This window comes from Acinetobacter sp. SH20PTE14 (assembly GCF_021391555.1).
In the GTDB taxonomy this organism is placed as follows: Bacteria; Pseudomonadota; Gammaproteobacteria; order Pseudomonadales; family Moraxellaceae; genus Acinetobacter; species Acinetobacter amyesii.
In genome coordinates this window covers 2,137,867-2,163,330 of sequence record NZ_CP090067.1, presented here as the reverse complement: position 1 = coordinate 2,163,330, position 25,464 = coordinate 2,137,867, and the positions used below count along the sequence as shown (strand labels likewise).

Genomic DNA, 25,464 nt, shown 5'->3' with positions numbered 1-25,464 from the left:
ACATTTGCAGGTTGAACATGATGCAAAATGGATAAAGCGTTTAAGCGCTTTATCCCGCATGTATTTCACGCCAACATTTTTAGGCGCTGAATACATCGATGCATCTAAACCTGCAATGTATGTAGGGAATCATACAATTTACGGTGTACTCGATTCACCGTTGATTATTGATTATCTCTACAATGAACATAAAGTGGCTGTGGTCAGTATTGCTGATCATAGCCATTTTTATTTGCCTGGTTGGCGTGGCATGGTCAAAAAGTTCGGTGCAGTCCAAGGTATTCAGGACTATGTCAGAACAGTGATGCAACAAGGTTATTCCATTTTAGTTTTTCCCGGTGGTGGTCGAGAGGTTTTGAAGCGAAAAGGCGAAGCCTATCAACTGATTTGGAAGCAACGTTATGGCTTTTTAAAACTGGCGCAAGAATTTAATTATGATATCGTGCCTTTTGCCGCTTTAGGTGGAGATGAAGTCTTTGAACTGGGTTTTGATGCCAGTGTGATTGTTGAACATCGTTGGTTTAAACAACTATTAAAAATACAAAAACTCGATAAATTATTACGTCATGGTGATGTGATTCCGTCTTTACCCAAACGGATTATCCCCAAGCGCATTCCATTCTATTTTCAATTTTTACCCCGTCAAAGTTTGAGTCATATTCAGAGTGTGGAGGATTTAAAGCTCTATCGAGAGGCACTACAACAAGATATTTACACTGCGATAGAACAGCTTAAGAAAATCCGTTCAGAACAACATTCTACAGATCAATAATAGTGACTACTCTTAAACTTCATTCATTTTTTGTCCGTCACAGCTCAAAATCATGGTGAATTTTGTCACAACAATAGCTTTTAGATTTTTTTATTGAACGCCTTTGTATTGACCTTTTGTACAGCTATTTGGCTGATTAATGGCAGTAGTCGGAGCATTAAACTTTGACTATAGTGAAGGTTGAAAAATAATCAACGATCGTTAGGGCGGAAGATGGAAAAGAAAAGCTTGACCCCGCAGCTTGAGCATATTGCTCGGCAACTTATTCGAATATCTCCAAGTTTAAAGCAGTTGTATCAAGAGCAAATGGAACTTGCTACAGCACTCAATTCACAAAATATCTTTAAAATTGAGCAAGAGCAGCACCGTATTCAACTGTGTAATGGGCTGTGGACCTTACAGCTACAAAGCCGTGAATCGATTGGCTATCAGTTTCCTAGAAGTCCATTTAGACCCATCAAAATTGCTGAATTGCATTCGACAGTGCCTTGTATTGAAGCAATAGAAGATTTCTTATTTCATGAATTGTATTTTTTTACTGGCGACCTAAAGCCGCAACATTCACTCTTGCTCAGAGAAAAAGCACAGCAATTTAGACAATTGATCTTACAGTCGATTTTTCAACATCTAAATGGGCCAGCGCGTGTTCAACAGTTTTTAGTACAGATGACAGCAGTTGAAGCGCAAATTTTTGATCAGTTGATGCAAGAGCAGCAGATTTATCAGACACCGCTATTACAAACCTATATCGAATGCCAAATCTGTCTACCACATTGGTTGATGCAAAAGATTGAGCAGATGTTCGCACTCAACTCACTTACAGAAGCTGAAATATTGCCGATACAGGTCTTGATGGATAGTTTGGACGAGATTTGTTTTGCTACAGCACAATTTTTAGATCCAACGATTTACAGGATCATGAGTTTGAGCTATGAAGATCGGTTCAATTTACAAGAATTAAATGAACATATAGAAGATATTATTTTGTTGCTCGACCATGCATATGAGCGTCCCAATTTGCTGGGTTTTATTCGTTTAATGCATCGGGATGTTTGGGCAGAGCAGGACATATTAAGCCATAGCAATTTTGTGCAAGCCACAGCTATTTGGCAAAAAAAATGTGGAAAACTCCCTTTACTCGATAACAATCGTGCAGTGCGATGGATGTTCAAGCAGTCAGCCGAAGTATTGGATTGGCTGAGTCGTAATTTTCAACACAGTAATGTACGAGTGACTGTGACGGCATTAAGTTTTGTCGATACACAGCAAATGCATCCCGCATTGATTCTTGCAACACTACAACATTTCCAATTTGTTGCAGCGCGCTTATTTATTCAAAATTGCCATACGATTGCGCATGAACATGATTGGTTTAATCATGAAAAAAATCTACAGTTTGTTTTACAGCGAAAATATCAGCAGCATGATGACCATCGTGTAGTGATCAGCCCATCGATTTTGTATTTAGATGAGTGGTTGATCTTAATGCGACAGGTATTAGGCGCGGAGGATCAGGCCATAAAAAAAGTCTATTTGCCTTTGAGCCGTATTATGCAGGCCTATCTGCAGCATTTATTACGTTGTACGCAGCATTTACCGCAGGCTTTGATGGATTATATCCGTCCAGAAACCCAAGAAAATCGCCAGTTTTTAAGTATGTTACGACAGCATAAAATTCAACTGCAGGATTTTCGAAATTTATTTTATTTAAAGCATGCTAATTTAAGAGTATCTGTATTTGATGCCTATGTGCGTGATTATGTCAGTGCGACTTATTCTACAGGTCATGCAGTGCCTAAAAATATCACGTGGAATGGGGTCTTTCATCAGGCGGTACATTGGCATGCAAAGCAACAAAAGCAGGAAGTGTTAACTCAATTAAAGCGTCAATTTGCGACAACGGTTTGGCAGCCATTTACAACAGAAGACAAAATCTATTTTCAAGAGTGGGTCTTTGAAGAATTAAAAACCATCGATCGAATTATTGATGAATCTATTCAATTTAAACATTGTTTGGCATCAAGTTATAGCGCCAGTATCATTGCAAGAGTATATGTAGCTTTTCATATGTACCATCCCATTTTGCATGTATCGATGACTTTGGGCTGTCATGTGCAAAACCACATTTTGGTTTTTGATCAACTCGAGTATTCAAATAATACGCAAGCAGAAATAGAAAAAGTAAATATCGCCAAAGAATTTTTAAATAGGTTCAATAGCTTAAAGTAAGATTGGCAAAATACGGATTTAGTAAACTGTGTTGTGCGCTTAACTTTTGAGTCAAAAATCGTTAGGCTATAGCCGTTCTTTTACGGTATAGGTCTTATGAAACAAGAAACTGCACTCAAGCTGCTCAAAGCAGGCGAAAATGTGTTTTTAACAGGTTCGGCTGGTGCAGGTAAAACTTATACTTTAAATCAGTACATCAATTATCTAAAAGCGCGCAAAGTGCCGGTGGCAATTACGGCTTCTACAGGGATTGCTGCAACCCATATGAATGGCATGACAATTCATACATGGGCAGGGATTGGGATTAAAGATGCGATTTCCGAAGATGAGTTAAAGCGCTTAAAAGAACGTAAATATTTAAAAGAGCATTTGGAAAATGCCCAAGTTTTAATCATCGATGAAATTTCGATGTTGCATGCCAAGCAATTAAACTTGGTGAATAAAGTTTTAAAATTTTTTAAAGACAGTGAAGATGCTTTTGGGGGGATTCAAGTCATTGTTGCAGGTGACTTCTTCCAGTTACCCCCTGTGGGACGCAAAGGTGAATTAAACCGTGACAAGTTTTGCTTTATGTCTGAGGCATGGGTAGAAGCGAAGTTTCGCGTGTGTTATTTGACCGAACAACATCGTCAGGGTAATGACTATCTCAATGATATTCTAAATGCGATTCGTGCTCAACAAATTACTGGCGATCATTTGCATGCTTTAAGGCAGACAAGTTCACAAAATATAGGTGAAACCTTTACGCGCTTGTATACCCATAATATGGATGTAGATAGTATTAACTATAAACATCTAAATGAAATTGAGCAAGAATCTCGCCAGTTTGATGCCCAATGTGATGGTAATGATAAACTGATCGAAACCTTAAAATCTTCAGTGCGTGCGCCGGAAACTTTGACCTTAAAGAAAAATGCCAAAGTGATGTTTGTAAAAAACAACTTTGACGTGGGCTATATCAATGGCAGCCTCGGTGAAGTGATAGGTTTTGAAGAAGATGATGAATATGGCATCTTGCCTAAAGTAAAACTCACTGATGGCACGACCTTGGTGGTAGAACCTGAAACATGGTCTGTCGATAATGATGATGGTAAAACCATTGCCAGTTTCCAACAAATTCCACTGCGTTTGGCTTGGGCGATTACCATTCACAAATCTCAAGGGATGACCCTTGCAGCGGCTGAAATTAACTTGACCCATACTTTTGAGAAAGGTCAGGGTTATGTGGCATTGTCGCGTTTAAAAACATTAGATGGTTTGCGCTTACTTGGTTTTAATGAACAAGCCTTAGAACTCGACAGTTTGGCCATTAAAGCCGATCGACGCTTTCAGGAACTCTCTGATGAAGCGGAAACCAATTTTGCAGAGGCTGATTTAACCGTTCAACACAAAGCCTTTATTCGCCATTGTGGCGGAACACTGAATGAAGTGGAAATCGAGCGCAATGAAAAGAAAATTGCCAAAACTGGTGCGAAACAAAGCTTTGCCACAGCGACTTTAGATCAAACTCGTGAATTGTTTGAGGAAGGTTATGAAATTCAAGATATTGCAGTGGAGCGTGGTTTAACACCTGCTACGATTATTAATCATTTGGCTCGTCTGCAAAAAGAGCAAGGTTTAGATATATCGGTGGCACATCCGGGAGAAGACGTGGTTGAGCAGGTGCGTAAAATTTATAAACGTTTGGCGAAACGACAAGACCCAGCACATTATAATGATGACGGCACGGTTAAGCTGCGCCCAATTGTGGAGTTGACCAGTCCACGCATGGGTTATGACCAAGTTCGTTTGGCTTTATTATTTGTGGAATAACACATTCTTTGGATTACATACATTTAAAGCCAGATTGATCAATCTGGCTTTTTTAATAAGGGGCATCGTGTTTATTTTCATCCTTTGCATCTGCTTAAAAACGATGAATTGGTGATTAAAGTTCCAAATAAAACTTTAAATGAATATAACTTAATAAAATAATGATAAGGTGAGTATAATTCATTAATGCTTTGCGAAAACTATTCGATTGCAAAGTTGCTCCCAAGTTTAGTTGAGAACAATCATGTTGGAATTACGCCATCTCAAAACCTTATTGGCACTCAGAGAACACGGCTCTTTGGTCGCTGCATCTAATGATCTGTGTTTAACGCCTTCTGCACTTTCACACCAGTTGAAAGAGCTAGATCATTGGTATGGGGTAGAGGTGGTGAACCGACGCACACGTCCTGTTACTTTTTCGAATGTTGGGCAACGTTTACTACGCCTTGCTGATGATATTTTGCCGCAAGTTCAAATTGCGCAATCGGACATTACACGTATTGTGCATGGTCAAACCGGCCGAATTATTTTTTCTTCAGAATGTCATAGTTGCTTTGACTGGCTGATGCCGTTATTGAATGTCTACCGTCAGCAATACCCCGATGTAGATTTGGACTTTGCCTCTGGCTTTGAAGCCAATCCGCATGAACTATTACAAACAGGCGAGTTTGATCTTCTGATTACGGCAGATCCGATTAATTTAAAAGGTGTGGAATATTTCCCAATCTTTGAATATGAGTCTCGTTTGGTATTGTCCAATACACATCCATTGGTTCGTGCGACAAATGTGACTGTTCAAGAATTAGCAGAAGAAACGCTGATTACCTATCCGGTCGATAAACATCGTTTAGATATCATGGCGAAATTATTTTTACCGGCCAATATTCAGCCTAAACAGGTCCGTACCACAGATTTGACCCAGATGTTGATTCAGTTGGTTGCAAGCGGTCGTGGTATCGCGGCATTACCTGATTGGGTGGTAAATGAATATGAGCAAAAAGGTTGGGTGACCTCTCGGCGCTTAGATTGTGTTTCACCTGAAGGTTTAAGACGAACTTTGTACGCCGGCTATCGTACCGAAGAGGCTGAAAAAAGCTATTTTGAAGGCTTCCTAAAACAGTTGGCCAAATTCTCACAAAAACGCAATCAATATTATGCCAACTAAGGAGGATCTATGACTCAGAGTCTTTTTGTATACGGGACATGACGTCTAGGTCAGCCCAATGCACACGTGATGGAGCGTATTGGTGACGAGTGGAAGAAAGGTGTAGTTTGGGGTGAATTAGAACATAAAGGCTGGGGTGCGGCGATGGGCAGTCCGGGTATTCGTTTATCGAAGGCAGGTCAAGCCATTGAAGGCTATGTTTTTATCTCTGAAAATTTAGCGGCACATTGGGCGGCTTTAGATGAATTTGAAGGGGCTGAATACCAACGTGTGGCTGTAGATGTGCAATTGGAAGGCGGAGAATGGATGCAGAGTGAAATTTACGCGTTGAAATAATATCGTGAGGGAGAGTCGTAAAATACGTGGGCCATACATCATGACTTTCCCCAACCTTCGATATGTGTATCGATGATTCTGCTTGCTCTGTTGTTTCCTTGAGTGCAATTTTTTAAAGAGCCGTATCTAAAAGAGTTGTATCTAAAGTGCTTGAATGCACAGAAATCACTTTAAGATTGCTATACAAGTGGATGAATAATTTTTAGAATTGAGCTGTATCTCACATTGAACCCTGTTTGAACTCAATCATGCCCAATTCTATAGAACCATCACCAACTCAACTCATGTCTGTGATTCAAACGCAGACAGCTATTGCCAAACTGGGTTTAGATCTAAATGCAGTGATGACCGTGGTCGCAGAACAGGCGCAGCAGATTACACACGCTAAAGGTGCAGTTGTAGAGTTGGCTGAAGATGGTGATATGGTCTATCGTGCAGTGTCTGGCGGGGCGAGCCATTTACTGGGTTTAAGACTTCATATTGAAAATAGTTTATCGGGTCTATGTATAGCGCAAAAACAAACACTGTATTGCCAAGATTCGGAAACAGATGCACGGGTAGATCGCGTGGCATGTCGACGTGTCGGATTGCGTTCGATGGCTGTGGTGCCATTGATTCACTGTGATGAAGGTGTTGGTGTTTTAAAGATTTACTCTGACCAAGTCGATGCTTTTCAGGAAGCCGATTTACATATATTGAGTTTGATGTCGGAGTTGATCGCTGCGGCGATGTACCATGCGACACGTTTCGGTGCGACAGAGCTATATAAATTGGCGACGCAAGATAGCTTAACCGGCTTAGCTAATCGGGCTTTGTTTGTCGACTTTTTACGTCAAGGGATAGAAAAAGCACGTGCGCAGAAAAAAGTGTTGGGTATCTTGATGATTGATATGGATGGTCTGAAGCCGATTAATGATCAGTTTGGACATCGCATTGGGGATGCTGCACTGAAAGAAATCGCGCAGCGCATTTTGCGTGAAACGCGTCAAGATGACTTGGTTGCACGCTTGGGCGGTGATGAATTTGCTGTGATTTTAACCAATATTGCCAACTTAGAGCGTGCGCAAAAGGCGATGAATCGAATCGCAGAAAGTTGCGGACTGCCATTTGCATTCGAGCAAATGAGCTTGAAAATTGGTGCTAGTATTGGCATGGCTTTATTTCCAGAGGATGCCGAATCCATCGATCAATTGGTCGAAATGGCTGATTTAAAAATGTACGCCAATAAGCGTGAACGGAAACAAATCAATCCTGAATAACTCACTGCCTAAATATCTCACTGCTTAAATAATTCACTCATAGTTATGCAGGTAAATTCGTTCACTACCTTCATATTATCTAAAGTATCGCAAAACGTTTTGATGAAAACTTGTCCTGTCTCAAACAAATGCAGATGAAATGACTAAGTATCGTTGTTTAATTTAAATCAAAGTGCGCTTAGCATGTGACGGTGCAAGATGATTAAATAATTGAAAAATCATCTAAGGTCATTTGTTTTTTGACTCAAAATAATATTTTGAATTGTTAAGCTGTGCACTATTGCATGGCGAAAAGAGCATGACAATTCAATGAAAGGGATGTCAAAAGATTTATTCATTATTGCGGCAGGTTTTATTGCTGCAATGCATATCGGGAAACTACCGCCCGCAATACCTGTATTACAACAGCAACTCGGCATTAGCTTTATTCAGTCTGGTTTATTGCTCTCACTAGTACAGGGTGCAGGAATGTGCTTTGCATTGTTGATTGGTAGTTATATCCAAAAAATTGGATTTAAACTGTGTATCTTATTGGGCTTAAGTCTATTGACGATAGCAAGTGCATGGGGGAGCTTTGCACAAAGCTTTGATGTCTTGTTGCTACTGCGTGTCATAGAAGGATTTGGATTCTTATTGGTGACACTCACAGGGCCTGCATTTATCCGTCAGCTTGTACCGCTACAGCACATCAGCGCAAAGATGGGACTGTGGAGTGCTTATATGGGCGGAGGTATGGGGATAGCATTATTGGTTGCGCCATTTCTAATTGCTCAATATGGTTGGAGTGTGGTTTGGCTCAGTTTCGCTATGATTACTGCAGCATTACTACTCTGTATCGCCATGTTTATTCCTCAGCCTAATGTGGCGCTGAATACAACACCTATTATTGGTCTCATTAGAGATACTTTGAAACATCCTGCAGCATGGCTTTTGGCGCTCATTTTTGGGACATATGCAGGGCAGTGGTTTGCATTGGTAGGCTTCTTACCGATGATTTATGCCCAAAACCAAATTTCAGCAGAACTGGCGGGTGCTTTAACAGCCAGCGTTGCCGTTGCCAATGCGGTGGGTACATGGGGGTGTGGACTGTTATTACAGCGTGGTTTTCAAGCTAAAACTTTAGTCCAACTGGGTTTTGCCGTCTTGATCATTTGCTCCTTAGAATTTTATCTCTTTAAAGATGCGTTACCGTTTTTATTGCAATATTTAACGGTGTTTAGTTTTTCGCTTTTTGGTGGCTTAGTTGCTGCGACGGTCTTTGCACAAGCACTGCATTTTGCACCTTATCCCGCGGCAATTAGTACGACGATCGGCATGATTTTACAATGTTCTGCCATTTCCCAATTTGTTCTGCCTCCGTTGATTGCCACCGTAGTTTCACAGACTGGAGCGTGGTTTTGGGCGGGTATCTTGATGTCAGCGTTGTCATTCGTTGGAATCATGCTTAGTCGACGTTTATTTCAAATGCAGCATGGCTCAATTTAAAATTTTATTTTATGTAAGTAACAGCCTTATTGCTTAATCCCAATCAGTAGCGACAAGATGCCTGCTGCAATGAGTGGGCCGACGGGTACACCACGCAGCATCGCAACACCTGCGACTGTCCCAATCAGTAGTCCGGCAACAACATCTGGCTGATTCGACATCAGTTTGACACCACGTCCGCCTAGCCATGCGACAAAGATGCCAATAGCGATTGCGACGAGGGATTTCCAACTTAAAAAGGATTTTAAAATCGAATCACCAGGAATTTTTCCGCTAGCGATCGGCGTGAGTACGCCAATGGTTAAAATAATAATGCCAATGTTTAAGCCATATTGTTGCAGATAGGGGAAAAATTCACTTAAAGGCGTGATGCGGAAAACAATCAAGACACCTGCAGCTATGGTGATCGCTGTATTGTGGCTAAAGATGCCACAAGCCAATAACACCAATAACACGATCAGATTTAAATCCAACTGAGACATAGGATATTCGTGAGAAACTTCAATAAATAATCAATAGTGTAGCGCAGAAACATTAAAAACTGGCGTTCAAGATTATTTCTACTATTTTTCCTGCAAGTTGGCTCGGTGTTCAGTATAAAATAGCAATATATGGTGTTTATTAGGTTGTTCTATGTTTTTGGAAAAAATGCTGCAATCACAAGGTTTTGGTTCGCGTAAATATTGCCAACAGTTGATTAAAAATGGTGCGGTCGAAATACACGGTGAGATTGTAGATAATCCAAAGCAAAAGCTGGACTTGAATGATTTAACTTACAGTGTGCATGGACAGGACTATACCTATCGTGAGCATGTTTATATCGCGTTAAATAAACCTCAAGGTTATGAATGTTCGCATCAGGCAACCCATCATTTCAGTGTTTTTGAATTATTTGATGATGTGCTGTTAAATCGTGGTCTGCAATGCGTCGGGCGACTGGATCAAGACACCACTGGACTGTTGCTGCTCACGGATGATGGTCAATATCTACAAGCGCTTACACACCCTAAAAAGCATGTTGCCAAAGTGTATTCGATGCATACCGCAGATCCTGTGACACCTGAGCAAATACAACAATTAGAACAAGGCGTGGAGCTTCGAAACGAAAAAGGCATCTTCGCTGCAACCGATGTACAGCTATTGGCTTCACATCAATTGCAAATGACTGTCCATCAAGGGGTATATCATCAAGTGAAGCGGATGTTGGCGGCTGTCGGCAATAAAGTTGAAACTTTACATCGTGCTCAAATAGGCCAATTAAAGCTTGATGATCTGAATGAAGGTGAATGGATTTATTTGAATGCAGCGCAAATTGAACAATCGAAATTTCGTGAAAATCTAAATCCACAGTAATGGGTACTGGGCTTTGATAGGTCATCATTTGAAGGATGAATGTGCGGTATTAAAGCCCCTTAATATGTCTGCAATCTACTGATCGAAAGATTCGTTTCTAATATGCGTTGATGATGTATTTAATGCCTAGCAGAGCATTAGCGAATAAAGTAATGATAGGTTTGAAATTCATCATCTTTAATGAAGCCCATCGATTCATAGAGTTGATGTGAGTGATAGTTATTTTTTTGAGTTTCGAGGCTGATTCGAAGCGCACCTTCATGTTGTGCAAAGAGAACAGCGGTATCGATCAATTGTTTGGCTGAACCTTGACGACGATATACAGGGCTGACATAGACATCATCTAAAATATAGTAGGTTGAACAAGCTACAGATGAAAAGCCTAAATACAGTAAGATAAACCCAGTAATCACATCATCTTTTAAGCAAATAAAAATTACGCTTTCATTATTTTCAAAACGTTGTCTTAGAAATTTATATGAGATATCAAGATTAGAAGAGGTGCCATAAAATTGGCGATATTCATCAAATAAAACAGCAAGTGGATGAAGGTCTGCTTCTGTTGCGCGTCGAACGATCATTTTTTTCTATACTCCATGCTATTTTTATCAGTCTTGCATGAAGCATATCGAAATTTCGAAATTGGTTGATTTATAAATTGTTTATAAATGCGACAGTGTTAAGTTTTGTCACCTTCACCCAAAATTGCATTGAGTTCTTCAAACAAGTCGAGATGATCATCATCTAATAATGGATCATTATTTAAAATTTCTAATTCAGCAGGGCTAATTTCAATGGTTGAAATAGCTTGGGCTTCTTGTTGTTTTAATTTGCGTAACTTAATCAATTGTTCAATATTGATATTTTGGTTTTCAATAGAGAAGGGGATCGATTTGGTTAAAACAACTTGTTTAAAGAATAGACGTACAGCCTGTGCAGGTGTAATGCCTAATTGTTTAAAAACGGCAAAGGCCTGTTTCTTTTCCTGTGAATCGAGACGGATTTGGTAGACTTCAGTTTTTCTCATATTCTTAGAAAGCTTTTAAATACTTAACTTTTCGCATTTATTCTAATCAAAACTGTTATAAATTCAAGAAAGTTTGGCAGTATTTTATCAATTTAATGTAATGACAATAGATTTACAGTGTCAATTCATAGGCAGAACTGAATTGAAAAGCCTGCTCTGTCACAGGATCGATAAACTCAAGCTGTTTCGCAAGTAGTTGTAAAGGTTGGCTGAAATCGTCATCTGCCTTATGTTGTACTACTGGATAAAAGGGGTCATTTTGAATTGGAATGCCCAAAGCATTTAAATGTACACGAAGTTGGTGTTGCTTGCCGGTATGGGGATTTAATTCATACTTTGCATGGTTTCCATGCTGCTGGAGGAGCTTAATGTATGTTTCACTATTAGGCTCACCATCTACCAGTTGCATTGTATAAAATGGCTGACCTCTTTCCATGCAATAGCGAGTTGTGATTGGGAAATTTAAGTCATCTCGATAAGCTGCAATGGCATGATAGGTTTTTTGAACTTGCCGCTTGGCAAACATCTGTTGATATAGCCCACGGCTTTCGACACATTTGGAGAAGAGAACCACACCGGCAGTTTCACGATCTAAACGATGAATCGGTGTCAGGTGTTCAAGCTGCGTTTGTTTTTTGAGTCGAACCAACAAGGTTTCTTGTACATACTGACCGGTCGGACTCATGGTGAGAAAATGCGGTTTATCGACCACGATGAAATGATCATTTTCAAATAAAATCTGATGCTCAAAGGGAACATGGATTTCATGCGCTAAGAATCGATAATAATAAACATGACGATTTGCTTCAAAAGGACTGTCTATCGTTAAAACGTCACCATCTGCAGCATAGACTAGACCATCCTTAAATCGTTGTTGCCACTCTGCTGCTTGGATATGAGGAAATTGCTCACACAAATATGCATAGACCGTTGTGGCTTGTGTGTGTTGACCGTCAAGGAAGACTTTACTGGCACTAACACCATTGATCATTGGGGGAGTAAATTCAAAACTGTGCATGAAGAAAGATCTAAAAACTGAGCAAATAAAGCAGAGAACACATTATGAAAAATGCTCAATCTATAGTGTGAACATATCCATTTTAGCCAGTGCGATGCTATCATATTTAATTCTTATGTACATGTTGTGAGTAATATGCAGTATTCATTCAGTCTGGAACTTAATAGTGAAGTCGATACCCAAAACTTAGCTACCGTACTGGCGACGCATTTTACGACGGGTGTGGCGTATTTAATTGGTGACTTGGGTGCAGGAAAGACCACGTTAACACGTTATTTTTTACAACACTTGGGTCATCAAGGTGCGGTAAAAAGTCCAACCTATACATTGGTTGAACCTTACAATATTCAAGGACAAGATATTTTTCATTTTGATTTATATCGTCTGAATGACCCTTATGAGCTTGAACTTATGGGTATCCGTGATTATTTAGAAACGCCGAACGCCCTATTTTTATTTGAATGGCCATCTAAAGGGGGCGACGAAATCCCTGAGGCTGATTTAATTATTAATATTGAAAAGTCTGCGGATGAAAGCACCCGTACAGCGACTTTAAGCTCTTCTTCAGAAACTTTGCAAAACGCTTTGGAGCAAAAATTTAACCATGCTGAATGAAATCAGTGCCCGCCGCATTCGAACGCTTGATCCTGCCTTAGCCAACCAAATTGCCGCAGGGGAAGTGATTGAACGTCCTGCTTCTGTGGTCAAAGAATTACTGGAAAATGCCATTGATGCAGGGGCGACTGAGCTGATTGTTCGTATTGAACAAGGCGGCAGTACACTGATTGAAATAATAGACAATGGTCGGGGTATTCACCCTGAAGATCTACCTTTGGCGGTCATGCGCCATGCCACAAGTAAAATCCAAACTGCTGAAGATTTGCATGCCATTGTAAGTCTAGGTTTTCGTGGGGAAGCCTTGGCTTCGATCGCTGCGGTGTCTCGTTTGACATTGACCAGTAGCCAAAATGATGACGGTGTAGGCTATCAGGTCGAAGTAAATGGCACCGCATTTGATTCGCAAGAAATTCAGCCTGTGGCAGCGACGCAAGGCACCACCATCCGTGTGCAAGATTTATTTTTTAATGTGCCTGCACGGCGTAAGTTCCTCAAAAAACCGGGGACTGAGTTTGGACATATCGAAGAAATTGTCCGTCGTTTGGCACTGACCCATTTTGATATACGTTTTGTCCTTGAGCATAACAATAGTATTAAGCTGAACTTGCCTATTGCAGACAGTGGCGCGCTCCGTTTTCAGCGGGTACAACAATTATTAGGCCGTCAATTTACTGAAAATGCGTACTGGATAGATGCTGATAGCGTCAATATGCGTCTCAGTGGTTGGTTAGGCCATCCTTCAGATGCACGTGCGCAGGCCGATATGCAATACGTCTATGTGAATGGACGTATCGTAAAAGACAAGACAGTTTCACATGCACTTCGCATGGCTTATGACGGTATTTTGCATGGACATCAACATGCGGCTTATTTGTTGTTTATGGAAGTCGATCCTGAAAATATCGATGTGAATGTGCATCCGACGAAGCATGAAATACGTTTTCTAAATCAACGTGAAGTACATGAGTTTGTCCGCCATTTTGCCAAATCGACATTAGCGCAATTTCAAACCGCGAGCGCCGAATTGTCCTCTGCAATGAAACTTGATGGGCAGGCACACGAAAATATTATTCCGCAGCCGCGTCATCAGGAACAATTTTCTTTACATCAACCTCAGCCAGTTGTAGAACAAGGCACAAATTTTGTCAGTCCAGAGACCGCAGGTGGACTTACTGACTTTAGTTCGCCAGCAACGGTGCAATATGGTTCAAATCATGCGCCAACAGGTCAGGAAGCTTATACACAGCAATATTCAAATGCGTCGAACAATAGCACTGGATATCAATCAAATTTAGCGGGTTCCAGACAGCTCAATAATGCATTGCAAAGTTATTTAGCGCCTTTACGTCAAACTGAGTCTACAAATGATCCTGATACTTCTTTGGCTGAACATATTCAGCAGAAAGTCGATGAGCATCCTTTGGGGATTGCCATTGCGCAATTGCATGGTATTTATATTTTGGCCCAAAACACCGAAGGTTTAATCATTGTTGATATGCATGCTGCGCATGAGCGCATTGTTTTACAACAAATGAAAACGGCTTGGGATAAACCTGAGTTTTGGACATCACAGCAATTGCTGATTCCTAAAGTCGTCAGTATCAGTCGGATGCAAGCTATGCGCGTCGATGAGCTCAAAGAACAATTGGCACGATTAGGTTTAGAAATAGACCAATATGGCGATGAGCAAGTTATTGTCCGAGGTGTTCCTGCCATTTTGCATAAAGCAGACTTTGATGCGCTGATTCCAGATTTATTAAATGATTTAGACCCAAGTGATCAGGTTGCAGGGTTACTACAAAAGCGTGATCAAATATTGGCAGGCATGGCTTGTCATGGCGCTGTACGCGCACACCGTATTTTAAGTCTATCTGAAATGAATGCATTACTGCGTCAGATGGAACAAACTGAATTTGCCAGCCAATGTAACCATGGACGTCCGACGTGGCGTGCGTTTCCATTGGCACAGCTAGATAAACTTTTTGCTCGGGGAGAGTAGTTTTACATGTCAAATCAATTGCCGGTCATCAACTTAATGGGACCAACTGCAAGCGGTAAAACCGCCTTGGCATGTGAGTTATACGAGCAAGGTGGATTCGAATTAATTTCTGTCGATTCTGCTTTGGTTTTTCAGGATATGGATATTGGTACGGCCAAGCCAAGTAAAGCTGAGTTGGAGAAATATCCACATCATTTGATTGATATTATCAGTCCGCTAGAAGTGTATTCGGCAGCGAACTTTGTGGAAGATGCGTGTGTGCTGATTGATGATCTGCATGCACGAGGTAAAACACCGATTTTAGTTGGTGGTACAATGTTGTATTACAAGGCTTTATTGGAAGGGTTGTCTTCAAATTTACCAAGTGCAGACTATGCTGTACGTACTGAAATTGAAGCCAAAGCTGAGTCGCAAGGTTGGGATGCTGTATATGCAGAACTGTGCAATGTAGACCCATTGGCAGGTGAAAAATTTAAACCGAGTGATAAGCAACGAATTATCCGTGCGCTCGAAGTTTTTAAATTAACAGGTAAACCCATTACGCAGTTACAAGCTGAGCAACCTAAAAACGTACCATACCGTTACAATTTTCATAATTACGCATTATTGCCCGACCGATTAGAATTACATGAGCGTATAGCTCAACGTCTAAAAATAATGTGGGAAATTGGATTTTTGAATGAAGTGAAAGCTCTCATTGAAAAATACGATTTAGATGAAAATTTACCCTCTATGCGCTCAGTTGGATATCGTCAAGCTTTAGATTTTTTGAAAAATAGAGATCAAAGTAGCGAAAAACAGCGTGAAATGGAGGATAAGGCGCTTTTTGCAACACGACAACTTGCAAAACGTCAATATACTTGGTTAAGATCTTTGCAAGAAACGCATAAATTTACTACATATTTAACTGCGCAGCAGGCTCAAGAAGACTTGCGAAAGTGCTACGGATAAAGCAAAATTTACAGACTACCTTTTTGATAATTTTTAATTGAAAAGTAAAGGTAGCTTTTGCGCTGATTTTTATTATTTTTTGGAGTTATAACATGTCTAAAGGTCAAACTTTACAAGATCCGTTCTTAAATTCTCTCCGTAAAGAACGTATTCCTGTGTCGATCTTCCTTGTCAACGGTATTAAATTACAAGGTCATATTGAATCTTTCGACCAATACGTTGTTTTATTAAAAAATACTGTAAGCCAAATGGTTTACAAACACGCTATTTCAACTGTTGTTCCAGCACGTAACCCACGTCCTGCTGGTGCTCCTGCTGGTGCTCAAGGCGCTGCCGGCTTCGGTGGTCAACAAGGCGGCTTCGGCGGTCAACAAGGTGGCTTTGGTGGCCAAGGTGGCTTTGGTGGTCAAGGTGGCTTCGGTGGTCAAGGTGGCTTCGGTGGCCAAGGTGGCTTCGGTGGTCAAGGTGGTTTTGGCTCTCAAGGTGGCTTCGGTGGTCAAGGTGGCTTCGGTGGTCAAAGTGGGTTCGGCGGTCAAAATGCTGGTTTTGATGGCGAAACTAAATTTGAAGATGCTCAAGACGACGAAAACAACAATCGTTAATTGAGTTAAAAAAACCTCCCAAATGGGAGGTTTTTTTTGCCTATAAAAGAGTAGATTATTTTCATAACGGGTATGTAATAATTACTAAAGTGCTGAATGATGATAAGAATCGACATAAAAAAAACCAGCCGAAGCTGGTTTTTTGTTTATTCACTTATTTCTTTTTACGATCTAGAGTAGGATCTTTAATTTCAACATAGGCATTGTTGCGAATTTCACGTAACCAGCTGTCCAGTTCGGTGTCAAATTGACGCTCACCTAAAATCTGACGGGCCATACGTTCTTGTACTTCATGTGTCATATCTTGTTGACGTGTATCGGTCACTTGAAGGATGTGCCAACCAAACTGTGACTGAAAAGGCTTGCTGATTTCACCTTTCGCTGTTGATTTCATCATTGCTTCAAATTCTGGAACCATAACACCTGGGCTAACCCAACCTAAACTACCACCATTGGCAGCGGAACCAGTGTCATTCGAGAACGTTGAAGCCAAGACTGCAAAATCTTCACCCTTTTGCAGGCGATTATACAAGTTGTCGATCATTTGCTTGGCATTTTCAGGGCTCACGACCTCAGATGGTTGAATCAGGATATGGCGAGTTTGGTATTGAGGAACAATGGCTTTTTGTTCGCCACTTTTACGGTCGACCAATTTTAAAACATGAACGCCATCACGTACTGAAATTAGTTCAGTGGTTTGACCAACTTGCAAAGGTGCTACACGTGCAGCAAGTTCATCTGGAATATCAGATAAGTTGCGGAAGCCCATATCGGCACCGTCAACTTTAATGTCTTTGGTACTGTATTTGCTAGTAATCGCTTTTACATCGTTGCTTACTGCAAGTTCTTTGCGAATGTCTTCAGCGATCTTAACAGCATTATCACTGCTAGCTACGCGTACATGTAAAACATGAACTTGATTACCTAGCGCAGCTTGACCTTGTGGTGAGCTTAAGAAGTTTTTCACATCTTGGTCACTAATTTGAATACGTGAAGTGACCAACTGTTGACGTAGGCGTTGTAAAGCAATGTCTTCAGCGATGCGTGCACGTAAACCTGCATAGGTATTTGGCGCAACAGCATCTAATTTTTGCTGAAACGCTTCTAAGCTTGGAGAGCCGGCATCTTTTGCAACTTTAAGTACGGCTTCATTGAGCGATTTTTCATCCGCTTTGACATTGTATCGTTTAACTTGTTCAAGCTGTGCTTGGCGCGAAATCAGCTGTTCTAAAGCTTGTTGCTGCAAATATTCAGTCGGTGGGACGGTTTGTTTTTTTGCTTGAAATTGGTGAGTGATCTCGGCAATGCTTTGATCAAGATCACTACGTAGAATCACGCTATTGTCAACGACAGCTACAATTTCATCTTTAGGTTGCGCAGCAGCAAATACAGATACAGAAGTTGATAGGCAAAGTGCCAAGGCTGACGCTTTAAAAATTTGTTTTAACTGTTTTGTCTTCATTAACGTTCTGTCCAAGATTGATTAATATTGTTAAAACCCAACACTCTGTTTTCAAGCAAAGAGGTTAATTTATTGTTGAAGCCACCTAAACCTTTTAGGGTGAACTCCGCCATAATGGCACGTTTTGGTTTAACATCCGAAGATGTTACATCATCTAAATCGTTATAGTACGAACGACCATAAACTGAAACACCCCAGCAGCATGACTCGTAGTTCACACCCAGTAAATATTCACGCGCAATACTGTTGTCGAGGTCATATTGTGCATGACCAATAATACGCCAGTTATTGTGTATAGGTTGAATAAACGATGCTACTGCTTGGTCATAACTGTCTTGGCGGTTAGGAATGTCTTTACGATAGAAATAACCGACATTGTATAAATTGCCTTTATTTCCTGTGTAATACATTTGAATATCGCGCTGAGCATTATCACCATTCGCCATCCATGCTGAATTGGCATTCACACTGATGCTGTCAGATAGTTGGCTAGAAATGCTCACGACAGGGCCGGTATGGCGTTCGGTATCAAATTTATCAGAGACGTTGTTCAGTGTGACACGACGGTCTTCAAAATAGAAACTTTGACCAACGCTGGCTTTTAAACGCTCAAGACCAACATCATCAAATAAACTATAGCTCAAGCCTAGAGATGCGAAGTTGTTGTCTTCTAAACGGTCATTACCATAGAACCGACGCGGACTAAATAACTGGTCATAATTAATTGACGCTGTAGTTGAGTCAAAGTTCGGATTAGTGTCTTGGTTTTTGTATGGAGAATACGCATAGAAGAAGCGTGGCGTTAAGGTTTGAAGATAACGACCTTCGCGCTCCATCACAAGACCCGCATCTAAAGTGAATTGCGGTACAACGACCGATTTACTTTCATTTGATGAACTAATGTTTTGTGCATTAACGGTGTCTTGATCGTAAATCGTGTTGACGTTGCGAATAGACACTTCTGGTATTACAAAAGACCATGGGTTACGATAGTTATAACGTACACTAAAGTCGTTATAAATACGTGCGCCGCTTGGCTCATACATTGGCGAATCGCCAGTATTGCTTGGAATATTATTACTACGTAAGTTCTTTTTGAAGTAAGCCGTATCGTTGTTAAATTCGTACTGTAAGCCGAGCGGATTACCAGTCTTGTAGTTCAGTAGGAATTGCGGCAAGCGCGCATATGGACGGTCTTCATCACTGACAGTTTTATCCAGTGTTTGGAAGTCTTCCACTTTAAGCTGTGCTTTTAGGCCAGGGATACCATTTTTATAATTGAGTTCCCATGCACGGCGTAAGTTCAGGTCAGTTTTTGAGTTTGGATTATTATTGAGATCTGAGAAATAGTCTTTATCAGATGCATAATTGTATTCTAAATTGGTTGTAAATTGATCGTTAATTTTCCAGTTGTGGAGGAAATGTAAGTCTTTACGATCCTGATCATCATACTTTTGGTCGGATGGTAAATAACCACCCCACACCATCCCTGAACCAAAGTTTTCAGTGAGATAGCGGAATTCGCCTTCCATCATTGGACCGCGGTCTGCAATGTAACGTGGTGTGACCGTTGCATCATAGTTTGGTGCAAGGTTGAGATAGACGGGAACGGCAAGTTCAACACCACCATCATTGGTAAAACCAAAGCTTGGGGTCAAAATACCTGTGGTACGACGGTCATCAATCGGGAAGTTGAAATAGGGTACAGCCATCACAGGTACGTTTTTTACATATAATGTTGTACCTTTGGTTTCACCACGACCAGTTTCTTGATTCAGCTTAATTTTGTCTGCTTGAATTTTCCACGTTGGTTTTTCATCGGGTGGACAAGTGGTATAAACAGCGTTTTCTAATTCGAGTGTTTCGGTTGAAGTACGTGAAATTTTCTCAGCGCGACCGTGTGCATGCTGCTGTTCAGCAATAAAGAAACTGTTATTTAAATCACCCTGTTGGGTTTTTAAATTGTAATCAATCGAATCACTTTGCGAAATCAGCCCAGACTGTGCCATTTGCACGCGGCCAGAAGCATTGGCATAGGTTTGGGTTTTATCAATTTTGATTTGATCGGCACGAATTTGACGACCTTCTTGGTCAATCAGAACATTACCTTCAAGAATGGAATCGCCATTCGGGTCAAAATGACCATAGTCTGCGGTAATGGTAGAGGTTGCGTCTTCAGGTGCGACCGCTTTTGTTGTTGGAGCAACTGGGGTAATCCAAGTGCCTGTACAAAACGCAGAACTTAATTGATTGGTGTTGCGAATCTGTGCTTCAGGTGCAGATTTATCGACATAATATTGTTCGAAGAACTGCTGCCCCGGATAAGCTTCTGAAATGCTTTGTTTGAGTTGTTCTGTATCGTCATCCGTGGACGGGTTTGAAACAGGTGCTGCATAGCTTGGTAACGAGCTACCACATAGAAGGGTTAAGATCGCAGTCGCTAAAGGATTAAATTTAAACTGATGCTTCATTTGTCTCATTAACCAGGTATGCTTAATCGCAATTAATTATTGTCGCATCATAGAGAAAAAGTTGATAAGTAGCTACACTTAGCACTTTAAAAACTCAGCCTGTATTAGAATTTATCGCAAATGAATACACAACGTGAACAATTGATACAAACATGGATTTCATCTGTACTCGGTTCAGATCAATTTGAAATTAACTTCTTAGCAGGCGATGCAAGCTTCCGTCGTTATGCACGAATCAAATTGAATAATAAAACATTTATGCTCATGGATGCACCACCAGAAAAAGAAGATTGTGGTCCTTTTGTGTCGATTGATGAATTTTTTGATGCACATGGCGTGCGTGTACCACATATCGTGGCCAAAGACCTCGATCAAGGCTTCTTATTGTTAGAAGATTTTGGTGATGTTTTATTGTCTACGTTGTTGAATGATCAAACCGTAGACGCACATTATGCTCAAAGTTTTAAACAGTTGATTCAATTGCAGTCAATTGATGGAACTGCTCATTTTCCTGCATATGCCTATGAAAAGCTGATTTCTGAAATGGAGCTGTTAACCGATTGGTTATTGCCATCTCTACAAGTGCAGCCTACTGAAGAAGAATCGGCACTGATTAAACGAACCTTTGCTATCTTAGCCAATGCTGCATTGGCTCAGCCTCAAGTGATTGTGCATCGTGATTTTCATAGCCGTAATTTGATGGTGCTTGATGGTGAGCAAGATCAGGGCGTGATTGATTTCCAAGATGCAGTGATTGGTGCGGATACTTATGATTTGATCTCAATCACACGTGATGCTTATGTGCAGTGGAATGCAGATCGTGTTTATGCATGGTTTAAGACGTTCTATGATTTGTTGCCTGCATCGGCTAAAGATGGTCGTAGCTTTGAGCAATTCAAACAAGACGCCGACCTGATGGCGATTCAACGTCATATCAAAATTTTAGGTATTTTTGTGCGCTTATTTGAGCGTGATGGTAAGTCGGGTTATCTCAAAGATTTGCCGCGTGTGATGTGGTATTTACTTGAAGAAAGTAAACCATATGCAGAATTACAACCTTTTATGCAATTTATTCGCGCTAAAGTATTGCCGAAATTTGAAGCCAAATACGGCACTTATGAGGTTGTTGCATAATGAAAGCCATGATTTTAGCGGCGGGTCTCGGAAATCGGATGCGCCCTTTAACATTGTATAAGCCAAAGCCTTTGCTTGAAGTGGGTGGAAAACCACTGATTGTTTGGCATATAGAAAAGCTAAAAAAAATTGGCGTAACTGAAATCATCATCAATTCTGCATGGCTTGCAGATATCCTGATTGGTACTTTGGGTGATGGTTCGCAGTTTGGTGTGAATATTCGCTGGACACGTGAAGCGGAAGGTCTGGAAACAGCCGGTGGCATTATTAATGCTTTACCTTTGCTTGGGACAGAACCGTTTATTTTAGTCAATGGTGACGTTTGGACGACCTACGATTTTTCAGCCTTGCTCAATATTGAGCTAAAAGATGACTTGGCACACTTGGTCTATGTGACTAATCCAGCGCAACATCCAAAGGGTGATTTTATCTTGGATGCTGGGCGTAGTTATACCTTTGAGCAAGAACATGCAGGCGAGGCACTCACCTATAGCGGAATCGCAGTTATACATCCTAACATGTTTAATGGATTGGAAGCTGGCAAGCGTCCGCTCGCACCTTTATTGAAACAAGCTATGTTGGATGGAAAAATTTCTGCAGAGAAAATGCAAACTGCGTGGGTTGATGTTGGCACACCTGAGCGTTTAAGTGATCTAGATCTACAGATTCGCCAAGGCATGTACGATTAAGTGCATATTCGCTAAGCGTTAGCTACTGTTCCACGGCTTAGAAATCGGTATACTTCAGTTAATTTTTATTGAGATGTCTTCTTTATGCATCCTTTTTTTCAAGACTTAAAGCAAGGTAGTCAAAAGCTTGGCTTAGATTTGAGTGAAGAAGCATTAAATCTATTGCTGAAATACCAAGATGCCCTAGTGCTGTGGAACAAAGCGTATAACTTGACTGCTATTCGTGATCCTAAAGAAATGTTGGTTAAGCATTTATTGGATAGCTTAAGTATCCTAAATGATTTGCCTGCAGGTCGGTTATTGGATATCGGTACGGGTGGTGGCATGCCGGGGATGATCATTGCACTGTGTCAGCCTGAACGTGAATGTGTGCTTTTAGATGCCAACGGTAAAAAAATTCGATTCTTAAAACAATTTATTGCTGACTTAAAACTAAAAAATGTCATTGCGGTACAAACACGTGTCGAAAATGAAGACAGCATTAATGAACTGGGGCAGTTTGATGTGATTACCAGTCGTGCTTTTGCATCGTTAACGGATTTTGTGGACGCGTCTAAACCGTATATGCATGCGCAAAGTATTATTGCGTCGATGAAAGGCTTAATTCCTGAAGAAGAAGTTGAAACACTGAAAAGTGATTTCAAGATTGATATCGTTGCATTAAAAGTTCCACGACTTGATGAGCAGCGTCATTTAATTTTTCTTAAACGTATTTAAAATTTTCAAAGGACTGGGGTTACCATGGCTCAAATTATTGCGATTGCAAACCAAAAGGGTGGCGTAGGTAAAACCACAACGGCTGTGAACTTGGCTGCATCTTTAGCCATATTAAAAAAACGAGTTTTACTTGTGGACATGGATTCACAAGGCAATGCCACGATGGGTTCTGGCATTCAAAAAAATGATTTGTTGTATTCAGTCACGGATGTCTTACTTGGTGAAGTGCCGATCGAAACCGCCATTTATAAAGCGGAAGTGGGCTATAAAGTTTTAGGTGCAAACCGTGACTTAGCCGGTGTTGAACTGGCGATTGCGGATCAAGACGGTCGTGAGTTTATTTTGCGTGAAGCGTTGGCAAGCGTTGAAAAAGACTTCGACTATATTATTGTCGATTGTGCACCAAGTTTAAGTTTGATCACTGTCAATGCACTTGCAGCGGTACGTGCTGTGCTTATTCCAATGCAGTGTGAATATTATGCCCTAGAAGGTTTGGCTGACCTAACCCAAACCATTGACCGTATTCAGCAAGCTTTAAACCCAGATCTAGAGATCGTGGGTGTGCTTCGTACCATGTACGATGCGCGTAATGCCTTAACACGTGATGTGTCTGCTGAGCTTGAACAATACTTCGGTCAGAAACTTTATGACACGGTCATTCCGCGTAATATTCGTTTGGCTGAAGCGCCTGCGCACGGTTTGCCAGTGATTTATTTTGAAAAAAGCTCGAAGGGTGCAGTTGCTTATTTGAACTTGGCAGCTGAGATGTTAAAAAAAACCAAAGTAAAAAAAGGAACTAAAGCATGACCGTAAAAAAACGCGGACTGGCTAAAGGTCGTGGTCTGGATGCCTTACTCGGCTCAATCCAAAAAGAAAAACTACAGCTCGAAGCAAAAGCTTTAGATCATGGACAGTTAAAACAAATTGATGTGCATTTATTGAAACGCGGTGAGTATCAACCGCGTCGTTTCATTAAAGAACAAGATTTACAAGAACTTGCTGCATCGATTGAAAAGCATGGCGTCATGCAGCCAATCGTGATTCGTCCTGTCGAAGATGAAAAGCATCCCTACGAAATTATTGCAGGTGAGCGTCGTTGGCGTGCGGCTCAGCTTGCAGGTTTAACCGAAGTTCCAGCCATTGTTCGTGAGTTGAGTGACCAAGTGGCAATTGCCTTGGCATTGATTGAAAACATTCAACGTCAAGATTTGAACCCAATCGATCAAGCCATGGCTTTACAACGCTTCCATGACGAATTTGGTTTAAGTCATCAAGAGATTGCCGATACGGTCGGTAAAGCACGTACCACGATTAGTAACTTGCTACGCCTCTTGTCTTTAGCGGATCAAGTCAAAGACTTTATGCAGCAAGGTTTGCTCGATATGGGGCATGCACGTGCGATCTTGACGCTAAAAGCCAAAGATCAGCTTAAAGTTGCTGAAATGGTGATTGAAAAAAGTATGTCTGTACGTCAAACCGAACAATTTGTTCGTGATTTGAATGCACCAAAACAACAAAAAGCTAAACCAATTGTTTCATCAGACATTCAACAACTGACACAACGTCTCTCTGATCGTTTCAGTGCAGACGTGAAAATTGATCATAATAAACAAGGGAAAGGCAAGCTGGTGATTAGCTACCATACTCTTGAAGAGCTAGATGGTATTTTAAATATTTGTCTAGCTGAATAATTTTTAAATTCGATTTATTGGGGAAAATCAAATGTGGGAATTAGTCAAAGCGGGCGGGTGGTTAATGATCCCGCTCGTCATTTGTTCGATCTTTACGGTAGCCATTACCATTGAGCGCTTTATTCGTTTAAAGAAATCAATGGTGTTACCAAAAGACTTGATGATGAATGTAAACACATCGGTGAAAGATGTGGTGCAGCAGCTAAAGCAAAGTCCAACTTTACAACAAAGTACATTGGGTCGTGTATTGGGCGCAGGTTACGCTAGTAAAGATCAAAACGAGCAATATGCACGTGCGCAAATGGAAGTCACAGCGTCACAAGAAATTGGTTATTTAGAAAAAAATATCAACTTTTTGGGCACTTTAAGCGCTGTTGCACCTTTACTAGGTTTGTTGGGTACGGTGATCGGTATTATTGAAGCATTCTTAATGATTGATATAGGCACCAATAGTGATCCAGTGTTGATGATGCCGGGTATTTCTAAAGCCTTGATTACCACTGCTGCCGGTATGTTAATTGCGGTACCTGCATTATTTGCACATCGCTATTTCCAACGTTTGGTTCAGGAATATGTGGCTGAGTTAGAACAGCAGTCGACGTTATTTCATGCCGCTTTGTTTTATAAAAAAACACCTGAAGTAGAAAGTCAGGACATTCAGAAAGCCAGCTGAG

Annotated in this window: 24 protein-coding genes; 18 read left to right on the top strand and 6 right to left on the bottom strand. The window is 40.8% G+C overall.

Translation table 11 applies throughout. The features are described 5' to 3' along the window. Positions 1-4 precede the first annotated feature (4 nt). From LXF01_RS10760 to LXF01_RS10730, 7 genes are all read left to right on the top strand, one after another. Positions 5-772 carry a 1-acyl-sn-glycerol-3-phosphate acyltransferase gene (locus tag LXF01_RS10760; RefSeq protein ID WP_180023932.1) on the top strand — a complete coding sequence of 256 codons (768 nt, stop codon included), beginning with the start codon at positions 5-7 and terminating at the stop codon, positions 770-772. Positions 773-985: 213 nt separating this feature from the next. Beyond that, a complete protein-coding gene (locus LXF01_RS10755; protein ID WP_233944310.1) occupies positions 986-3,001 on the top strand; it encodes a hypothetical protein in 2,016 nt (671 codons plus the stop codon). Between the two features lie 96 nt (positions 3,002-3,097). After that, on the top strand, positions 3,098-4,813 hold the full coding sequence (locus tag LXF01_RS10750; RefSeq protein WP_180003112.1) for an AAA family ATPase: 1,716 nt from the start codon (positions 3,098-3,100) through the stop codon (positions 4,811-4,813). A gap of 244 nt (positions 4,814-5,057) precedes the next feature. Then, entirely contained in the window at positions 5,058-5,978 is a 921-nt protein-coding gene (locus LXF01_RS10745) for a LysR family transcriptional regulator (RefSeq protein ID WP_180088534.1), read from the top strand. A gap of 69 nt (positions 5,979-6,047) precedes the next feature. Beyond that, positions 6,048-6,314: a gamma-glutamylcyclotransferase family protein gene (locus LXF01_RS10740; protein WP_233944309.1), complete on the top strand. Its 267-nt coding sequence runs from the start codon at positions 6,048-6,050 to the stop codon at positions 6,312-6,314. Positions 6,315-6,562: 248 nt separating this feature from the next. Continuing rightward, positions 6,563-7,573 carry a sensor domain-containing diguanylate cyclase gene (locus LXF01_RS10735; RefSeq protein ID WP_233944308.1) on the top strand — a complete coding sequence of 337 codons (1,011 nt, stop codon included), beginning with the start codon at positions 6,563-6,565 and terminating at the stop codon, positions 7,571-7,573. A 318-nt stretch (positions 7,574-7,891) separates the two neighbouring features. Further along, on the top strand, positions 7,892-9,058 hold the full coding sequence (locus tag LXF01_RS10730; RefSeq protein ID WP_233944307.1) for an MFS transporter: 1,167 nt from the start codon (positions 7,892-7,894) through the stop codon (positions 9,056-9,058). 26 nt (positions 9,059-9,084) lie between these two features. Here the strand turns inward: LXF01_RS10730 and LXF01_RS10725 are convergent, their stop codons facing one another. Beyond that, on the bottom strand, positions 9,085-9,540 hold the full coding sequence (locus LXF01_RS10725; protein ID WP_111885075.1) for a DUF441 domain-containing protein: 456 nt from the start codon (positions 9,538-9,540) through the stop codon (positions 9,085-9,087). A gap of 151 nt (positions 9,541-9,691) precedes the next feature. Between LXF01_RS10725 and LXF01_RS10720 the strand changes: the two genes are divergently transcribed. Next, entirely contained in the window at positions 9,692-10,411 is a 720-nt protein-coding gene (locus LXF01_RS10720) for a pseudouridine synthase (protein WP_233944306.1), read from the top strand. A gap of 137 nt (positions 10,412-10,548) precedes the next feature. Here LXF01_RS10720 and LXF01_RS10715 read toward each other — a convergent pair whose 3' ends face one another. From LXF01_RS10715 to LXF01_RS10705, 3 genes are all read right to left on the bottom strand, one after another. After that, positions 10,549-10,992, bottom strand: coding sequence for a GNAT family N-acetyltransferase (locus tag LXF01_RS10715; RefSeq protein WP_168378877.1), 444 nt, complete (start codon positions 10,990-10,992; stop codon positions 10,549-10,551). A gap of 98 nt (positions 10,993-11,090) precedes the next feature. Beyond that, complete coding sequence (locus LXF01_RS10710; protein ID WP_078193683.1) at positions 11,091-11,438, bottom strand: type II toxin-antitoxin system RelB/DinJ family antitoxin; 348 nt, start codon at positions 11,436-11,438, stop codon at positions 11,091-11,093. Positions 11,439-11,550: 112 nt separating this feature from the next. Continuing rightward, positions 11,551-12,456 (bottom strand): pseudouridine synthase, encoded by a 906-nt coding sequence (locus LXF01_RS10705; protein WP_233944305.1) that lies wholly within the window; start codon positions 12,454-12,456, stop codon positions 11,551-11,553. Positions 12,457-12,591: 135 nt separating this feature from the next. On the opposite strand from LXF01_RS10705, the gene tsaE reads away from it, so the two are divergent. From tsaE to hfq, 4 genes are all read left to right on the top strand, one after another. Beyond that, entirely contained in the window at positions 12,592-13,071 is a 480-nt protein-coding gene (tsaE, locus tag LXF01_RS10700) for a tRNA (adenosine(37)-N6)-threonylcarbamoyltransferase complex ATPase subunit type 1 TsaE (protein WP_111885072.1), read from the top strand. Then, positions 13,061-15,073, top strand: a complete 2,013-nt coding sequence (mutL, locus tag LXF01_RS10695) for a DNA mismatch repair endonuclease MutL (RefSeq protein WP_233944304.1) — start codon at positions 13,061-13,063, stop codon at positions 15,071-15,073. The genes tsaE and mutL overlap by 11 nt, the downstream gene beginning before the upstream one ends. Positions 15,074-15,079: 6 nt before the next feature. Next, the gene (miaA, locus tag LXF01_RS10690; protein ID WP_233944303.1) at positions 15,080-16,024 is read left to right on the top strand and encodes a tRNA (adenosine(37)-N6)-dimethylallyltransferase MiaA; all 945 of its coding nucleotides are present in this window, start codon (positions 15,080-15,082) and stop codon (positions 16,022-16,024) included. 92 nt (positions 16,025-16,116) lie between these two features. Then, positions 16,117-16,626 carry an RNA chaperone Hfq gene (gene hfq / locus LXF01_RS10685; protein ID WP_168378882.1) on the top strand — a complete coding sequence of 170 codons (510 nt, stop codon included), beginning with the start codon at positions 16,117-16,119 and terminating at the stop codon, positions 16,624-16,626. A gap of 154 nt (positions 16,627-16,780) precedes the next feature. Here the strand turns inward: hfq and LXF01_RS10680 are convergent, their stop codons facing one another. Continuing rightward, positions 16,781-18,088 carry a peptidylprolyl isomerase gene (locus LXF01_RS10680; protein WP_233944302.1) on the bottom strand — a complete coding sequence of 436 codons (1,308 nt, stop codon included), beginning with the start codon at positions 18,086-18,088 and terminating at the stop codon, positions 16,781-16,783. After that, entirely contained in the window at positions 18,088-20,559 is a 2,472-nt protein-coding gene (locus LXF01_RS10675) for an LPS-assembly protein LptD (protein WP_180094172.1), read from the bottom strand. Before LXF01_RS10675 ends, LXF01_RS10680 begins: the two co-directional genes overlap by 1 nt. A gap of 120 nt (positions 20,560-20,679) precedes the next feature. Between LXF01_RS10675 and LXF01_RS10670 the strand changes: the two genes are divergently transcribed. The 6 genes from LXF01_RS10670 to LXF01_RS10645 all read left to right on the top strand — a co-directional run bounded on the left by LXF01_RS10670 (position 20,680) and on the right by LXF01_RS10645 (position 25,463). Beyond that, positions 20,680-21,693: an aminoglycoside phosphotransferase family protein gene (locus tag LXF01_RS10670; RefSeq protein ID WP_111885068.1), complete on the top strand. Its 1,014-nt coding sequence runs from the start codon at positions 20,680-20,682 to the stop codon at positions 21,691-21,693. Further along, entirely contained in the window at positions 21,693-22,382 is a 690-nt protein-coding gene (gene murU / locus LXF01_RS10665) for an N-acetylmuramate alpha-1-phosphate uridylyltransferase MurU (protein ID WP_111885067.1), read from the top strand. Before LXF01_RS10670 ends, murU begins: the two co-directional genes overlap by 1 nt. 84 nt (positions 22,383-22,466) lie before the next feature. After that, the gene (gene rsmG / locus LXF01_RS10660) at positions 22,467-23,099 is read left to right on the top strand and encodes a 16S rRNA (guanine(527)-N(7))-methyltransferase RsmG (RefSeq protein ID WP_180003083.1); all 633 of its coding nucleotides are present in this window, start codon (positions 22,467-22,469) and stop codon (positions 23,097-23,099) included. Positions 23,100-23,123: 24 nt separating this feature from the next. Then, the gene (locus LXF01_RS10655; RefSeq protein WP_078188958.1) at positions 23,124-23,906 is read left to right on the top strand and encodes a ParA family protein; all 783 of its coding nucleotides are present in this window, start codon (positions 23,124-23,126) and stop codon (positions 23,904-23,906) included. Then, positions 23,903-24,790 (top strand): ParB/RepB/Spo0J family partition protein, encoded by an 888-nt coding sequence (locus LXF01_RS10650; RefSeq protein WP_180084215.1) that lies wholly within the window; start codon positions 23,903-23,905, stop codon positions 24,788-24,790. Before LXF01_RS10655 ends, LXF01_RS10650 begins: the two co-directional genes overlap by 4 nt. Positions 24,791-24,821: 31 nt before the next feature. Beyond that, positions 24,822-25,463, top strand: coding sequence for a MotA/TolQ/ExbB proton channel family protein (locus LXF01_RS10645; RefSeq protein ID WP_078188956.1), 642 nt, complete (start codon positions 24,822-24,824; stop codon positions 25,461-25,463). Position 25,464: the final 1 nt, after the last annotated feature.